The following is a 14,558-nucleotide window of genomic DNA, read 5'->3' on the forward strand; positions in this document are numbered from 1 at the left end:
TTCGCGACGGTCGCGAGATCGTCGCCTCCCCCATGGCCGCCCCGGGTGTTCACACCCCGGGGCGGTCGTCTCGTCTCTGCCGTCGTTCGGGCTAGGTGAGCGCGATGTATTTGGTGGACAGGTACTCCTCGATGCCCTCGGTGCCGCCCTCGCGCCCGAAGCCGGACGCCTTCACGCCGCCGAAGGGCGCCGCGGGATCCGAGATCACGCCCCGGTTGATCCCGACCATGCCGCTCTCCAGGCCCTCGGCCACCCGCAACGCCCGGTCCAGATCTCGCGTGTACACGTAGCTGACCAGGCCGAACTCGGTGTCGTTTGCCGCGGCCAGACCTTCGTCCTCGGTATCGAAGGTGACGATCGGCGCGACCGGGCCGAACACCTCTTCGCGCAGGATCCTGGCCTCGGCGGGGATATCGGTCAGGACGGTGGCCGGATAGAACCAGCCGGGCCCGTCCGGTTCCTTACCGCCGAGCCGCACGGTCGCGCCGGCCTGCACCGCGTCGTCGACGAGTTCGCGCACGGTATCGCGCTGGTCCTGGTTGATCAACGGGCCGAGGGTGGTGTCCGGATCGGTGCCGCGGCCGAGCACCACCGACTCGGTCATCGCCTCGATCAGCTTGGTGGTGAACTCCGCGGCGACGCCGCGCTGAACGTGGAAGCGGTTGGCCGCGGTGCACGCCTCGCCGCCATTGCGCAGCTTCGCCAGCATCGCGCCCTGTACGGCGGCGTCGACGTCGGCGTCGTCGAACACGACGAACGGTGCGTTGCCACCCAGTTCCATCGAGGTGCGCAGCAGGCCGTGCGCGGACTGCTCGACCAGCTTGCGGCCGACCTCGGTGGAGCCGGTGAAGGTGAGCTTGCGCAGCCGCGGATCCTGGAGCAGCGGCCCGGTGACGGCACCGGACCGCTTGGTGGTGATCACCGAGAGCACACCGTCGGGCAGGCCGGCCTCGCTGCACAGTTTGGCCAGCAGCAGCATCGTCAGCGGTGTTTCCGACGCCGGTTTGACGATCATGGTGCAGCCCGCGGCGAGCGCGGGCCCGATCTTGCGGGTGCCCATGGCCAGCGGGAAATTCCACGGCGTGATCGCCAGGCACGGCCCGACGGGCTGCTTGTGCACCATGATCCGGCCGGTGCCCGACGGTGCGTGCAGGTAGCGGCCGTGCACCCGCACCGCTTCCTCGCTGAACCAGCGGAAGAATTCGGCGCCGTAGCGCACCTCGTTGCGGCTTTCGGGCAGCGCCTTACCCATTTCCAGGGACATCAGCAGCGCGAACTCCTCGGCCCGCGCGGTGAGTTGTTCGAAGACGGTGCGCAGGATCTCGCCGCGTTCACGGGCGGGGGTGGCCGCCCAATCGGCCTGTGCCGCGACAGCGGCGTCGAGCGCGCGCATCGCGTCCTCGGGGGCGGCGTCGGCGACGTGGGTCAGCACCTGCCCGTCGGCCGGGTTGTAGACCGGGAAGGTCGCGCCGCCGGTGGCGTCGGCTCCTGTGCCGATCCACAGCTGGGTGGGTACGGATTCGAGTACTTCGCGTTCGGAGGCCATGAGCCAAGGTTAGGCCCGCGCCGTCGGCGTTCGGTGCCGTTCGCGTGCACGCGAACGGGGCGGCTACTACGCTCGGCGGACGTGAGCAGCGACATCACCGCATCGGCGGCCTGGCAGAAACTGCACGACCACCACAGCGCTGTTTCCGGCCGGACGCTACGTGAATTCTTCGCCGAGGATCCCGCCCGCGGACGTGAGCTGACGGTGACCGCGGGCGATCTTCACATCGACTACAGCAAGCACCGGATCACCCGGGAAACCCTGCAACTGCTGGTCGAATTGGCGCGCGAGGCGGGCGTGGAAGAGCGCCGCGACCGGATGTACCGCGGCGAGCACATCAATACCTCCGAGGACCGCGCCGTCGGCCATATCGCGCTGCGTCTGCCCGCGGGCCGATCGCTGATCCTCGATGGCGCCGACGCGGGCGCCGAGGTACACGAGGTGCTCACGCGGATGGGCGCGTTCGCCGATCAGGTGCGGTCCGGGCAGTGGCGCGGGGCCACCGGCGAGCGCATCGCGACCGTGGTGAACATCGGCATCGGTGGCTCGGATCTCGGTCCGGTCATGGTGCATCAAGCGCTGCGCCATTACGCCGTGGGCGAGACGCCCGAGACGACCATCGGCGCCCGTTTCGTCTCCAACGTCGACCCCACCGACCTGGTCTCGACACTGGACGGCCTCGATCCGGCCAGCACGCTGTTCGTCGTCGCGTCGAAGACGTTCTCCACGCTGGAGACGCTCACCAATGCCACCGCGGCTCGACGCTGGCTGGTCGACGCGCTGGGCGAGGACGCGGTGGCCAAGCATTTCGTCGCGGTGTCCACCAATGCCGAGCGGGTGGCCGAGTTCGGGATCGACACCGCCAACATGTTCGGTTTCTGGGACTGGGTCGGTGGACGCTACTCGGTGGATTCGGCGATCGGGCTGTCGGTGATGATCACCATCGGCAAGCAGCGCTTCGCCGAGTTCCTCGACGGCATGCACAGCATCGACCAGCATTTCGCCTCCGCACCGCTGGAGCACAACGCGCCGGTGCTGCTCGGCCTGCTCGGGGTCTGGTACGCGAACTTCTTCGGCGCGGAATCGCGTGCGGTGCTGCCGTATTCGAATGATCTCGCGCGCTTTCCCGCCTATCTGCAGCAGCTGACGATGGAATCCAATGGCAAGTCGGTGCGCGCCGATGGCACCCCGGTCACCACCTCGACCGGCGAGATCTTCTGGGGGGAACCGGGCACCAACGGTCAGCATGCCTTCTATCAGCTGCTGCATCAGGGCACCCGGCTCATCCCCGCCGACTTCATCGGATTCGCCCGCCCCACCGACGATCTGCCGACCCGCGACGGCACCGGCAGCATGCACGACATCCTGATGAGCAATCTGTTCGCCCAGACCAAGGTCCTGGCCTTCGGCAAGACCGCCGAAGAGGTCGCCGCCGACGGCACCGATCCGAAGCTGGTGCCGCACAAGGTGATGCCCGGCAACCGGCCGAGCACCACCATCCTCGCGCCGCAGCTCACGCCGTCGGTGCTGGGTCAGCTGATCGCGCTCTACGAGCACCAGGTGTTCGTCGAAGGCACCATCTGGGGCATCGACAGCTTCGACCAGTGGGGTGTGGAGCTCGGCAAACAGCAGGCCCTGGCACTGGCTCCGCTGCTCACCTCGTCCGAACCACCACAGTCGCAGGGAGATTCGTCCACCGACGAGCTGATCCGCTGGTATCGAGACCATCGCTGACGGGGTCCCGGCACGGGCGTTGTCCCGATGAGCCGGCTGCGTCGCATCGGAACGTAGACCCGGGCGACCGCCGGTGCCGCTGGGGACACCGTTCGGTCCAGGACCCGGGCGAGCTCGGACGCCGGTACACCACGCTCAATTTGTCGGCGTGCGCTCGGGCGCGGGTTCCTCCGCAGGAGACACGGGTGGTGTCATCAGCCCGCGCCCGGCCGCGGTGATGGCCGTTGCCGCGGCGGCCAGCGCAGCACTCACCCACAATGCCGCCGAGACCGAACCATGGATACCGATGGCGACGCCGGCGACCGCGGGCCCAGCGGCGGCCCCAGCATTGAATGCGGTGGTGGCGAAAGCCCCGCTGAGCCTGGGTGCGGTCGGCGCCGCGGCGCTGACGATACGACCGATCAGAATGGATCCGACCGCGAATGACACGGCGCCGCCGACTACCACCATCAGCAACAGGACGGGCAGCAGCGCCGCGGCCAGTGCCGTGACGGCCCAGACGAGCGGAAGAACGACGACGCCCGCCGCGACCACGAGCGCGGCCTGCCGGTCGGTGCATCGGGCCGCACCACTCACCCCGGCGAACGATCCGACGCCGAACAAGGCCAGCACCACCGGCACCCAGGCCTCGCCGGCGCCGCCGACCTCCGTGGCGACGACGGCGAGGTAGGTGAAGCCTGCGAAGGTCGCCGCGTTCACCAGGGCACCCACCACCATGACGACCCACACTCGTGGCCTCCCCGCGACCCACAGCTCACTGCGCAATGACAGGTGCTCGGCGGGCGGGTGGGCGCGATGATCCCGAGCGCGCACCAGCAGCCACGTCGCGGCGAGCGCGGGCACACCGACCAGCACCACCGCCCAGAAGGCCGACTGCCAGCCGAGCACGTGTCCGAGCGCCGCGCCCGCCGGAACGCCCGCGATACAAGCCACGGTGACGCCGGACAGGATGATCGAGGTCGCTCTGCCGACCCGCTCCGCACCCACCAGCGCAGGCAGAGCGGCCAGTGCAACAGCCAGGAATCCGGCATTGGCGACCGCCGCCACCACTCGCGTCGCTAGCAGCAGACCGAACGTCGAGGTGAGGGCGCCGACGATGTGAGCGACGACGAACAAGGCCAGGAACCCGGTGAGCGAGTGCCGCACGGGCCAGCGGCTCGCGGTTACCGCCATCACCGGCGCACCGATGATCATCCCGACCGCGAACATCGAGGTCAGCAGGCCGGCCGAGCCGATCGGCACGCCGAGATCGGCGGCCATGGGTTCCAGCAGGCCCGACAGCATGAATTCCGAAGTGCCCTGGGCGAATACTGCTGCGGCCAGGACGAATACCACCATTGGCACGATAGGACTCCGAGAGGTGTGATGAGACGAATCCGCCGTCGACCGGGGATGGCTCGACGACGACGAGAGCGGAATGCGCGCACGATGCGCGGTACCTCGAGCCGGGCCAGATCTGGGCCGCGAATGCGGCACGACGCGGCATCGTGGGCGCATGCGCCGGCGGTGACGATCGAATCGTCACTGCGTATCGCTACACCACAACGCCACCTGGCAGATCGGCCAGATGGCTATCGTCTGGAGGCCTCCGGGGACATCACGGCCGAGACGCTAGCAAGGTGCGTCGAGGTTGTGCGACTGGTTTTCCGTCGAATCGAGCGCGCGGCCGCCAGCACGCCCGAGCCCAGCGCGCCCAGCCCGATGTTCTATGGAGTTCGACTTCGCTCGACTCGAGAAGATGCGCGGCGGCAGCTGCCGCGTGTTCGCTACCACCCGCGCGGCGAGAGACCGACGCTGCGCACCGTCTCCTCGGCAAGCCGGTGCAGCGCCGCCGAATTCGGAACGAGTTCGGGGGCGAGACTCACCAACGCCAGCGTGTAGGTATCTCGGTCGTGGGACAGGTAGCCCGACAGACGGGTGCGTGGGCGTCGGGCGAAGGTGAGGCCGGGGTGGATGGCGCGGGCGGCGATGGCGGTGCACTCGTGCGGGCCGAAGCTGTGCAGGCTCGGGGGGAGGGTGCCGATATTGGAGCAGAGGATGTCGCGTTCGCCCGCGCCACGAGACATGGTGTAGGCCAGGCGGTCCGGGACCAGCTGCAAAGTTTCCTCGGGTAGACCGGCCGGGCTGGTCATCCGGTGCTCGTAGGCCGTGCGGGCCTTCGCGCGAATCACGCCGGGTGAGTCGGCCCGGGTGACGGTGATCGCGGTCATGGCGAGATCGTTGTCCACCCGGGGTTCGTCCCTGGTGTCGACGGGCAGCGCGGCGTCGATCGTCGATGCGGGAAAACCACCGGCCCACAGCGTGTTCGCGACACACCAGATGAACAGGCTGTTGGCGGTGCCCCCGGAGGTGGCGGCGATGCGGTCCCATTGCTCGGCATCGAGGCACAGGATGGCGCCGATGGCCGGCAGCGGGGTGGCGCATGGGTCGTCGGCGGTGTTCGCGGTGCCGATCGACTGCCGCATCCCCTCGGCGCGCGCGTAATCGCGGCCGGTGATGGCAGGTCGTCGAGCAGCGCCGGACCCCGGAACGCGACCGGCCGCGCTCGTGTGAGCGGCCGGGGAGGCCCACCGTCTCAGCACGGATCCCAGTACCGCGGTGGTGCCGCCGAGCACCGTCGCGAGCTGCGCCCATGCGTCGGCCCAGTCGGAGTGCGGTTCGGTGGCCGGCTCGCAGGTCTGCCCGGTCAGGGCCGCGTCGACGGCGATGATCAGGCCTCGGGCGTCGGCCAGGACGTGCGAGCAGGTCAAGGCGATGACGGTGCCGCCGTCGTGCACGGGGGCCGAGGACAGCCGCCAGCCCGGCGCGTACTCGGGGTCCAGGTCGCCGCCGAGGGTCTCGGCCCAGCCGAGCACCTCGCTGGTTGCGACCTCATCGTGCAGGTCCAGTGGATGCGCCCGGACGGTCGCGTGCCAGGACCGGCGCGCTCCCGGCACCCGCGCACGGACGACCCGCCGGCCGAGCGGGCCACGGCGCAGGCGCGCGTGCAGGTCCCGCAGCAACCGGGGCTCGACTCGGTCGCCGGTGCGCCACAACCCTTGCAGGGCGATGGGTGTGCCGAGGCCACGGTGGGTGCGCAGGAAGATCTCGTCGACAACGGTGAGTCGGGTCGGATCGCTCCCGCGCCCGGTCATCGCGTCATCCGAATTCGCCGTGGCGGCCGGCACCAGCGGCGAACCGGGCCGCACCGTCGAGGGCGCCGTCCATCAGCGCGCGCATACCGTGCCGGAATTCGTTGCGCAGGGCGGCGTCTTCGTCGAGCCCGTCCTGCTCCAGCAGCGACATCCGGTCCGAGCGCAGACACGTCTGCGGTAGCGCCGCGAGTTGTGCCGCGATCTCCTCGGCTGCCCTGCGGGCATCGCCGGAGGGCACGACACGGCTGACCAGGCCCATCTCCAAGGCTTCCGGTGCGCTGACCGGGCGGCCGGTGAGCACCATGTCCATGGCGCGGCCGGTGCCGACGATCCGCGGCAGCCGGACGGTGCCGCCGTCGATCAGCGGAACGCCCCAGCGGCGGCAGAACACGCCGAAGGTGCTGTCCTGCTCGGCGATCCGCAGATCGCACCACAGCGCGAGCTCGAGCCCGCCCGCCACGGCATAGCCGGAGACCGCGGCGATCACCGGTTTGGACAAGCGCATCCGGGTGGGCCCCATGGGGCCGTCGCCGTCCTCGGTGACCTGGTTGGAGTTCTCCCCGCCCATCGCCTTGAGGTCCGCGCCGGCGCAGAACGTGCCGCCATCGCCCCACAGCACCGCGACCGCGGCGTCGGGATCGGCATCGAAGGCTCGGAAGGCCTCCGCCAGCGCCCGCGCGGTCGGCCCATCGACGGCATTACGTGCCTGCGGCCGGTGCAGGATCACCGTGGTGACCGGGCCGGCGTGTTCGACTCTGACACTCATCTGACCGACCATACGGCCTGATACCCCCTTGTGTGAAGAAGTGAATTCGTGCTTCACTTCTTGCGTGGTATACCGCAGAACCCCCGCCGTACAGGCCCGGCTCGACGCGCAGGCCGCACTGATCGTGCAGGCCGCGACCAGGGTGCTGTCCCGTGATGGTTTCGCCGGGCTGTCCATGGCCGCCGTCGCCGCCGAGGCCGGCGTGGCCACCGGCACGGTGTACAAACACTTCGAGGGCAAGGCCGATCTCGTCACGGGGGTGTTCCGCAGGGTGGTCACCCGTGAGGTGGAGGCCGTCGCGGCGGCCGGTTCCGGCGGCGATGCCGCGCAGCGGGTCAGCGCGGCGGTCGAGACGTTCGCCGTGCGCGCGCTCAAGAATCCGAAACTCGCCTATGTCCTGCTCGCCGAACCCGTCGACGCGGCGGTCGACGCCGAACGCCTGCGCTTCCGGCGCGCCTTCGCCGAGACCTTCGAATCCGCAGTGGCCGACGGCGTGGCCCGCGGCGAGCTGCCGCCCCAGGACGCCCGCATCAGCTCCGCCGCCATGGTCGGCGCCATCGGTGAGGTACTGGTCGGGCCGCTGGCCCACGCACCGCATACCGAATCGGTCGTGCCGGAGTTGGTGTCCTTCGCCCTGCGCGCGCTCGGTGTGCGCCGCGGTCCGCACCCGGATATCAGCTGGCCGTCCGCAGCCGTCTCCACCACGGCACCCACCGCCGAGCTGCCCGTCTTCGGCACCGCGCCCGGCGCGCCCCCGTCCGTCCCCGATCCCGCCCGCACCGATGGCACGGCGACCATGCCGATGCCCGTGGTCAACCTCCCAGGAGCGCACGATGCAGACGCATGACGTTGTCAACCAGGTCCCGCCGATCGTCCCGTTCGACTTCTCCCGCAATCCGGCGCTGATCGAAGGCCTGCACCGGGAGGGCGCTGGGTGGGCCGAGGCCGAGGTGCGCGAGCTGGGGGTGCTCGCGGGTGGAGCGCGCGCCCAGGAGTGGGGCAGGCTGGCCAACGAGAACCCACCGGTGCTGCACACCCACGACCGCTACGGACACCGCATCGACGAGGTCGAGTTCCACCCGTACTGGCACGAGCTGATGAACGTCGCGGTCTCGCACGGCCTGCACGGCGCCCCGTGGCTCGACGAACGTCCCGGCGCGCACACCGCGCGCGCGGCGAAGTTCTTCACCTGGGGCTCGGCCGAGGCCGGCCACATGTGCCCGATCTCGATGACGTACGCCGTGGTCCCCGCGCTGCGCAACAATCCGGAGCTGTCCGCGCGGTACGAACCGCTACTCGGTTCGCGCACGTACGATTTCGGCCTGCGCGAGCCGTCGACCAAGGCCGGTCTGATCGCGGGCATGTCGATGACGGAGAAGCAGGGCGGCTCCGACGTCCGCGCGAACACCACTACCGCCACCCCGCAGCCGGACGGCTCGTACCGGATCGTCGGGCACAAGTGGTTCACCTCCGCGCCCATGTCGGACATGTTCCTCACCTTGGCGCAGGCCCCGGGCGGACTCTCGTGTTTCCTGCTGCCGCGCGTGCTGCCCGACGGCACCCGCAATCCGATCCGCATCCAGCGGCTCAAGGACAAGCTGGGCAACAAGTCCAACGCCTCCTCCGAAATCGAATACGAGAACGCCTCCGGCTGGCTGGTCGGCCCGGAGGGCGCGGGCGTCAAGACCATCATCGAGATGGTGAACATGACCAGGCTCGACTGCGTGATCGGTTCGGCCACCGGGATGCGGGTGGGCGCGGTCTCCGCGGTACATCACGCGCGTCATCGGGAAGCCTTCGGCGCCAAGCTGATCGACCAGCCCGCGATGGCGAACGTGCTGGCCGATCTGGTGATCGAATCCGATGCGGCCACCACGGTCATGATGCGGCTGGCCGGCGCCACCGACCGCGCGGGCAGTGATCCGGCCGAAGCGGCGCTGCGCCGGATCGCGCTGGCCGTCACCAAGTACTGGGTGTGCAAGCGCGCGCCGTCGCATGCCGCGGAGGCGCTGGAATGCTTCGGCGGCAACGGATATGCCGAGGAATCCGGGATGCCACGGTTGTACCGGGAGGCGCCGCTGATGTCGATCTGGGAAGGTTCGGGCAATGTCGCCGCGCTCGATGCCCTGCGCGCGATGGGACGCCAGCCGGAGACGGTCGAGGCCTACTTCAACGAGGTGAACCTGGCCCGTGGCGGCAACCCGCGCCTGGACGACGCCATCGACCGCGTCGGCAAGGAACTGTCCGACCTCAGCGATATCGAGTACCGGGCCCGCCGCGTGGTCGAGCTGATGGCGTTGGTCCTGCAGGGCGCGCAATTGGTGCGGCACGGCCACTCCGCGGTCGCCGACGCCTTCTGCGCCACCCGGCTCGGCGACGACTGGGGCATCGCGTTCGGCACCCTGCCCACCGGAGTCGATACCGCCGCCATCATCGAGCGGGCGTTCGTCGCCTGACACGCCTGCGCTCACCGCGGTGCAACGGCCGCCGCCGGCTCGACGGAGCCGGTGACGGCCGATCGCGCGAGTACTGTCACGGCGGTGACGGACGAGCTCGAGACGACGGTCGATGCGCTGGCCGAGCGGGTGCTGGATCGGACCGGAGGCTGCCGGGGCCGGTACCTGCTCGGCATCGCAGGCCCGCCCGGGGCCGGTAAGTCGACGCTGGCCGCGGCGCTGCGGGCAGCCGTCGACGCCGCGGCCGGGTCGAATGTCGCCGAACTCGCGCCGATGGACGGCTACCACCTGCGCAATGCACAACTGCGGGCCATCGGGCGGCTGGCAGGCAAGGGCGAACCCGATACCTTCGACGTCACCGGGTTCGTCGACGGCCTGAACCGGTTGCGGCATACCCCGATCGGCGCACCGGTACCGTGGCCGACGTTCGACCGCGCCACCGACGAGCCGACACCCGCTGGCATCGTCGTCACCCACCAGCGCATCGTCATCGCCGAGGGCAACTATCTGCTGCTCGACGACGGCCCCTGGTCGAAGGTGCGGCCGCTGCTGGACGAATGCTGGTATCTGACCGCCGACCGGAACACCCGCCTCGAACGGCTGCTGCACCGCCACCTGCGCGGCGGCCGCGACGACACCGCCGCGCGGGCCAAAGTGCACGACAGCGATATGGCCAATGCCGACCTGGTGGCAGGCACCGCGCACCGAGCCGACCTTGTACTGCACGAACGCGACTCGCACTACTTCATCGGCTGAGTGAGCTCGGCCGACCGGCGCGGCGACATCCGTCACCGGCTGCCGGCCGCCGGAACAGCATCACGGCACAGCACTGAGGACCGCGCACGCAACCGGTCGCAATTCGCCAACGCTTGGCGTGTATCACCACTGGGCGCACCCCCTCGGCCGATCATTGACCGATGACGGCGACCGCACGGCCCTCCAAGAGCGCACACGCCTTACGCAATGTCGCCACGGTGGTGTGCGCGCTGCTGCTGTTCTACTTCGTCCCCGTCGGCTACGACTTCGCCGACGACTGGCCCGGCCGGATCCTCACCCTGCTCGCCTTCGCCGCCGGCGTGATCGGATTGTGCTGGCTCGGGTACCGGCGCATCACCCAGTACGTCGCCGCCATGGAAGACACCACCCGGCGCATCGACGGCCTGCTGCTGCTGGTGTCGGTGGTCGTGGTGTTCTTCGCGATCTTCTACTTCGTGCTGGAGCAACGCGATCCGGAACAGTTCGACGGCCTCGACACCCGTACCGATGCGCTGTACTACACCGTGTCCACGCTGGCCACCGTCGGCTACGGCGACGTGCACGCCGTCGGCCAGGTGGCCCGCATCGCGAGCACCGTGCAGATGCTGTTCGACCTGGTCGTCATCGGAACCGTGGTGGCGGTGCTGACGACGAGCATCACCCACCGGCTGGAGGCACGGCAGCCCGCGGACCGCGACACGAATTAACCTGGTGCCATGCCGGATTCCGCCGAATACGAACAGATCGCGGCGGTGAGCGCGCACGGTGTCGCGCCCGCCGCACCGGAAGAAGTCAGCGCGGCATTGGCCGGACTCACCTTCGATCAGCCGGATTGGCGGGCCGTGCGCTGGGACACCGAGGAGGGAATCGCGACACCGGGCTCGAGGTCGGGCGCGGACACCGGCGGGCCCCACCCCTGACGGGTCGGCAGCACCCCCGCCCAGACACCGCCGAGGGCGATATCGTCCGCGTCGTCCTTCGGCCCGCCGGCCCGCGTCTTCACCGACGCCTCGGTGAGTTCGAGCGCGAGCACAGCGGTCGCGGCGAGCTCCTTATTGTTCGGCGGCCGCACCCGGTCCCAGGAGCCCGGCGCCGCATGTTCGACGATCACCCGCAGCCCGTGCAGCCGCTGCCGCGGATCGGTGACCTCGACGGCGCGGCCGAGCACCACCGCGGACCGGTAGTTCATCGAGAAATGCATGGCCGAGCGGGCGTAGACGACCCCGTCCACCAGGGTGACGGCCACTGAGACATCGTGTTCCAGCGCGGCCCGCAAGTTGCCCGATCCGGTGGATCCATGCAGGTAGAGCAGGTTTCCGTCCCGGCCGTACGCGGTGGGCAGCACCACGGGAGTGCCGCCGAGCAGCACTCCGAGATGGCAGACGAGGCCTGCGTCGAGCACGGCGTCCAGCTCGGCGCGATCCTTGCCTGCGCGATCCTTCAGCCGCGTGGGTGTACTGCGCGGGGTCGGCGAAAGCGGTGGCCGGAGCGGTGCGTGTTCGGTCATGGCTCTACCGTGCCGGGTACAGTGGCATCCTTGAATAGCCAATTCTGATCGAGTTCGAAAGGCCACTTGATGTCCGAGGTGATCGCCGAGCTGCTCGACCTCGATCGCCGCGGCGCCGCGCCGCTGTCGGTGCAGCTGGCCGACGGGCTGCGGCAGGCGGCGACCTCCGGCGTGCTACGCGGCGGTGACCGGCTGCCGTCGTCTCGGTCGCTGGCCGCTCAGCTCGCCGTGAGCCGGACCGTGGTCGCCGCCGCCTACGATCAGCTGCATGCCGAAGGCTGGCTCACCGGCCGGCGCGGCTCGGGCACGTATCTCACCGCCGCACCGGCACCCGCACGCCACGACACCGCCGAGCCGGCCGCGGTCTCCGGCACGTCCACACTGCTCGATCTACGCCCCGGCGCGCCCTGTGTCCCCGCTATCGACCGCCCCGCATGGCGCCGGGCCTGGCGGGCGGCCGCGGACCGCGAACCGGTGGTCCGCAAGGATCGCGCGGGTGAGCCGCGGTATCTCGCGACGGTCACCGATCATCTGCTGCGCCATCGCGGGCTGAGCGCCGCAGCCGGAACCGCGATCCTCGCGACCGCAGGGGCGAGTGCGGCGGTGAACGAAATCGCTTGCGCCGTCTTGCGCCCCGGTGACAACGTCGCGATGGAAGATCCCGGCTATCAGCGGGCGGTCGGAGCGTTTCGGGCGGCGGGAGTGCGGGTCCTGCCGGTACCGGTGGATGACGAGGGCCTGCGCGTCGCGGAGCTACCTCGTGACGTCAAGGCTGTCTATTGCACTCCGGCACATCAGTTCCCACTCGGCGAACGAATGGCCGCGCGCCGCCGCGTGCAGCTGGTCGACTACGCGCGGGCCAACGATGTTCTGCTCATCGAGGACGATTACGACGGCGAATTGCGTTACGACACAGCTCCGTTGCCTTTGCTGGCGGCGATGGCGCCGGATGTGGTCATTCATCTCGGCACGACCAGCAAGATCCTCTCCCCCACTCTCGGCGCGGGCTGGCTGGTCGCCACACCCGAGATCACCGACGCCGTGCTCGCCTACCGGGAACAGATCGGCAGCGCACCGAGCCCGGCCGGCCAGCTGGTCCTGGCCGAACTGGCCGCACACGGCGACCTGGCCCGTCACCTGCGCAGGCTCCGCCGCACGATGCCACCGCGGCGGGCATTCGTCGTGGACGAACTCACCCGCCGCGGGCTGGCCATCCGCGGCGACGATGCCGGTTCGCACCTCGTCATCCCGCTGATGAGCGCCGACGCCGAGCAACGCGCCGTCACCGAGGCAGCACGCCGCGGAGTCGCCCTGGACGGCCTGGCCAGGCACCACATCGGGCAGCGCCGCACCTTCGGTGTGGCATTGGGCTACTCAGCGCTGGCCGACGATGAACTCGCCACCGCGATCCCGATCGCCGCCGAATGCCTCGCCGACGCCGGCTCGTGAACGCCGCCGACGATCGGCCACACCGCGATCAGACGTCGCGGCGGACGGGCGCCGTCCTGCGCTCCCCGACCGACCTTGACCCGCGACGACCTCACCATGCGCGTCCACCCGTGCGGCACGAACGCGTCGCCGTCACGCTCAGCGGCGTCGCAGCCCGGGCTCGAGCAGGGCAGGGGTGGCGTCGTGCTTTTCGTGCGGGGCCAGATCGAGGCCCGGCGCGACGATCGCATCGATCGCGTCGAGCACCTCGGCGGTGAGCACCGTGTCCGCGGCGGCGAGCTGGGAGCGCAGGTGGTCCATGGTCCGCGGCCCGATCAGCGCCGTGGTCACCGCCGGGTGTGCGGTGACGAAGCCGAGTGCCAGCTGAATCATGGTCAGGCCGGCGTCGTCGGCGACGGCGGCCAGCTGTTCGACGGCGTCCATCTTGGCCTTGTTGGCCGGCACCGTGAGGTCGTAGCGATCCGGCAGGAAAGTCGAGCGGCTGGTGGTGATCTCGCGTCCGGCCCGGATCGCACCGGACAGCCAGCCCGAGGCCAGCGGGCTCCACACCAGTACGCCGAGCCCGTACTGCTCGGTCACCGGCAGCACATGGGCCTCGGCGCCGCGTTGCAGGATCGAATAGCCCGGCTGCTCGGTGACGTAGCGGCCGAGCCGATGTTCGCGGGCCGCCCACTGCGCCTCGACGATGCGGTAGGCGGGGAAGGTGGAGGAGCCGAAGTAGCGGATCTTTCCGGCGCGCTGGAGATCGGTCAGCGCCGAGAGGGTTTCCTCATCGCTCGTGCTCGGGTCCCAGCGGTGGACCTGGTAGAGGTCGACGTGCTCGACGCCGAGCCTGCGCAGGCTGTCGTCCAGCGCTCGGACCAGCCATCGGCGTGAGCTTCCGCGGTGGTTGCGCTCGTCGGACATCGGCATGCATGCCTTGGTGGCCAGCACGATGTCGTCGCGGCGGCCCGCGATGGCGCGGCCGACCATTTCCTCTGATTCGCCGCGGCCGTACATGTCCGCGGTGTCGATGAGGTTGATCCCGGCGTCGAGGGCGGCGTCGACCATCGCGGTCGCCTCGTCCTGGCCGGTGCGGCCGATACTGCCGAAGTTCATTGCGCCCAGCGCCAGCGTGCTGACCTGTACGCCGGTGCGTCCCACACTGCGGTACTGCATGCCCAGTCCTCTCGAAATGCACCGCGACCCGGTGCGTGGGTGGAGCCGACTC

Annotated in this window: 12 protein-coding genes; 6 read left to right on the top strand and 6 right to left on the bottom strand. The window is 70.0% G+C overall.

Features of this window, described 5'->3' with window-relative positions; all coding sequences use genetic code 11:
* Positions 1–91: 91 nt before the first annotated feature.
* Positions 92–1,546, bottom strand: a complete 1,455-nt coding sequence (locus AC4HOU_RS26855; protein WP_490725524.1) for an NAD-dependent succinate-semialdehyde dehydrogenase — start codon at positions 1,544–1,546, stop codon at positions 92–94.
* Positions 1,547–1,627: 81 nt separating this feature from the next.
* Between AC4HOU_RS26855 and pgi the strand changes: the two genes are divergently transcribed.
* Complete coding sequence (gene pgi / locus AC4HOU_RS26860) at positions 1,628–3,280, top strand: glucose-6-phosphate isomerase (protein ID WP_163811242.1); 1,653 nt, start codon at positions 1,628–1,630, stop codon at positions 3,278–3,280.
* Positions 3,281–3,415: 135 nt separating this feature from the next.
* Here pgi and AC4HOU_RS26865 read toward each other — a convergent pair whose 3' ends face one another.
* From AC4HOU_RS26865 to AC4HOU_RS26875, 3 genes are all read right to left on the bottom strand, one after another.
* Positions 3,416–4,618 (bottom strand): Cmx/CmrA family chloramphenicol efflux MFS transporter, encoded by a 1,203-nt coding sequence (locus tag AC4HOU_RS26865; protein WP_490725525.1) that lies wholly within the window; start codon positions 4,616–4,618, stop codon positions 3,416–3,418.
* A gap of 428 nt (positions 4,619–5,046) precedes the next feature.
* Complete coding sequence (locus tag AC4HOU_RS26870) at positions 5,047–6,414, bottom strand: hypothetical protein (protein ID WP_195006798.1); 1,368 nt, start codon at positions 6,412–6,414, stop codon at positions 5,047–5,049.
* A 4-nt stretch (positions 6,415–6,418) separates the two neighbouring features.
* Positions 6,419–7,180 carry a crotonase/enoyl-CoA hydratase family protein gene (locus AC4HOU_RS26875; protein WP_194992602.1) on the bottom strand — a complete coding sequence of 254 codons (762 nt, stop codon included), beginning with the start codon at positions 7,178–7,180 and terminating at the stop codon, positions 6,419–6,421.
* A gap of 64 nt (positions 7,181–7,244) precedes the next feature.
* Between AC4HOU_RS26875 and AC4HOU_RS26880 the strand changes: the two genes are divergently transcribed.
* The 4 genes from AC4HOU_RS26880 to AC4HOU_RS26895 all read left to right on the top strand — a co-directional run bounded on the left by AC4HOU_RS26880 (position 7,245) and on the right by AC4HOU_RS26895 (position 11,099).
* Positions 7,245–8,027 carry a TetR/AcrR family transcriptional regulator gene (locus AC4HOU_RS26880; protein ID WP_194992601.1) on the top strand — a complete coding sequence of 261 codons (783 nt, stop codon included), beginning with the start codon at positions 7,245–7,247 and terminating at the stop codon, positions 8,025–8,027.
* A complete protein-coding gene (locus AC4HOU_RS26885) occupies positions 8,014–9,636 on the top strand; it encodes an acyl-CoA dehydrogenase family protein (RefSeq protein ID WP_163811232.1) in 1,623 nt (540 codons plus the stop codon). The genes AC4HOU_RS26880 and AC4HOU_RS26885 overlap by 14 nt, the downstream gene beginning before the upstream one ends.
* Positions 9,637–9,720: 84 nt before the next feature.
* Positions 9,721–10,392, top strand: a complete 672-nt coding sequence (locus AC4HOU_RS26890; protein ID WP_195020040.1) for a nucleoside/nucleotide kinase family protein — start codon at positions 9,721–9,723, stop codon at positions 10,390–10,392.
* A 161-nt stretch (positions 10,393–10,553) separates the two neighbouring features.
* Entirely contained in the window at positions 10,554–11,099 is a 546-nt protein-coding gene (locus AC4HOU_RS26895) for a potassium channel family protein (RefSeq protein WP_163811228.1), read from the top strand.
* A 116-nt stretch (positions 11,100–11,215) separates the two neighbouring features.
* On the opposite strand, the gene AC4HOU_RS26900 is transcribed toward AC4HOU_RS26895, so the two are convergent.
* Positions 11,216–11,899, bottom strand: a complete 684-nt coding sequence (locus tag AC4HOU_RS26900) for a pyridoxamine 5'-phosphate oxidase family protein (protein WP_195020041.1) — start codon at positions 11,897–11,899, stop codon at positions 11,216–11,218.
* A gap of 69 nt (positions 11,900–11,968) precedes the next feature.
* Here AC4HOU_RS26900 and pdxR point away from each other — a divergent pair, with 69 nt between their 5' ends.
* Positions 11,969–13,348, top strand: coding sequence for a MocR-like pyridoxine biosynthesis transcription factor PdxR (gene pdxR, locus AC4HOU_RS26905; protein WP_195020042.1), 1,380 nt, complete (start codon positions 11,969–11,971; stop codon positions 13,346–13,348).
* A gap of 138 nt (positions 13,349–13,486) precedes the next feature.
* On the opposite strand, the gene AC4HOU_RS26910 is transcribed toward pdxR, so the two are convergent.
* On the bottom strand, positions 13,487–14,506 hold the full coding sequence (locus tag AC4HOU_RS26910; protein WP_195020043.1) for an aldo/keto reductase: 1,020 nt from the start codon (positions 14,504–14,506) through the stop codon (positions 13,487–13,489).
* Positions 14,507–14,558: the final 52 nt, after the last annotated feature.

The organism is Nocardia sp. JCM 38205 (assembly GCF_058222935.1).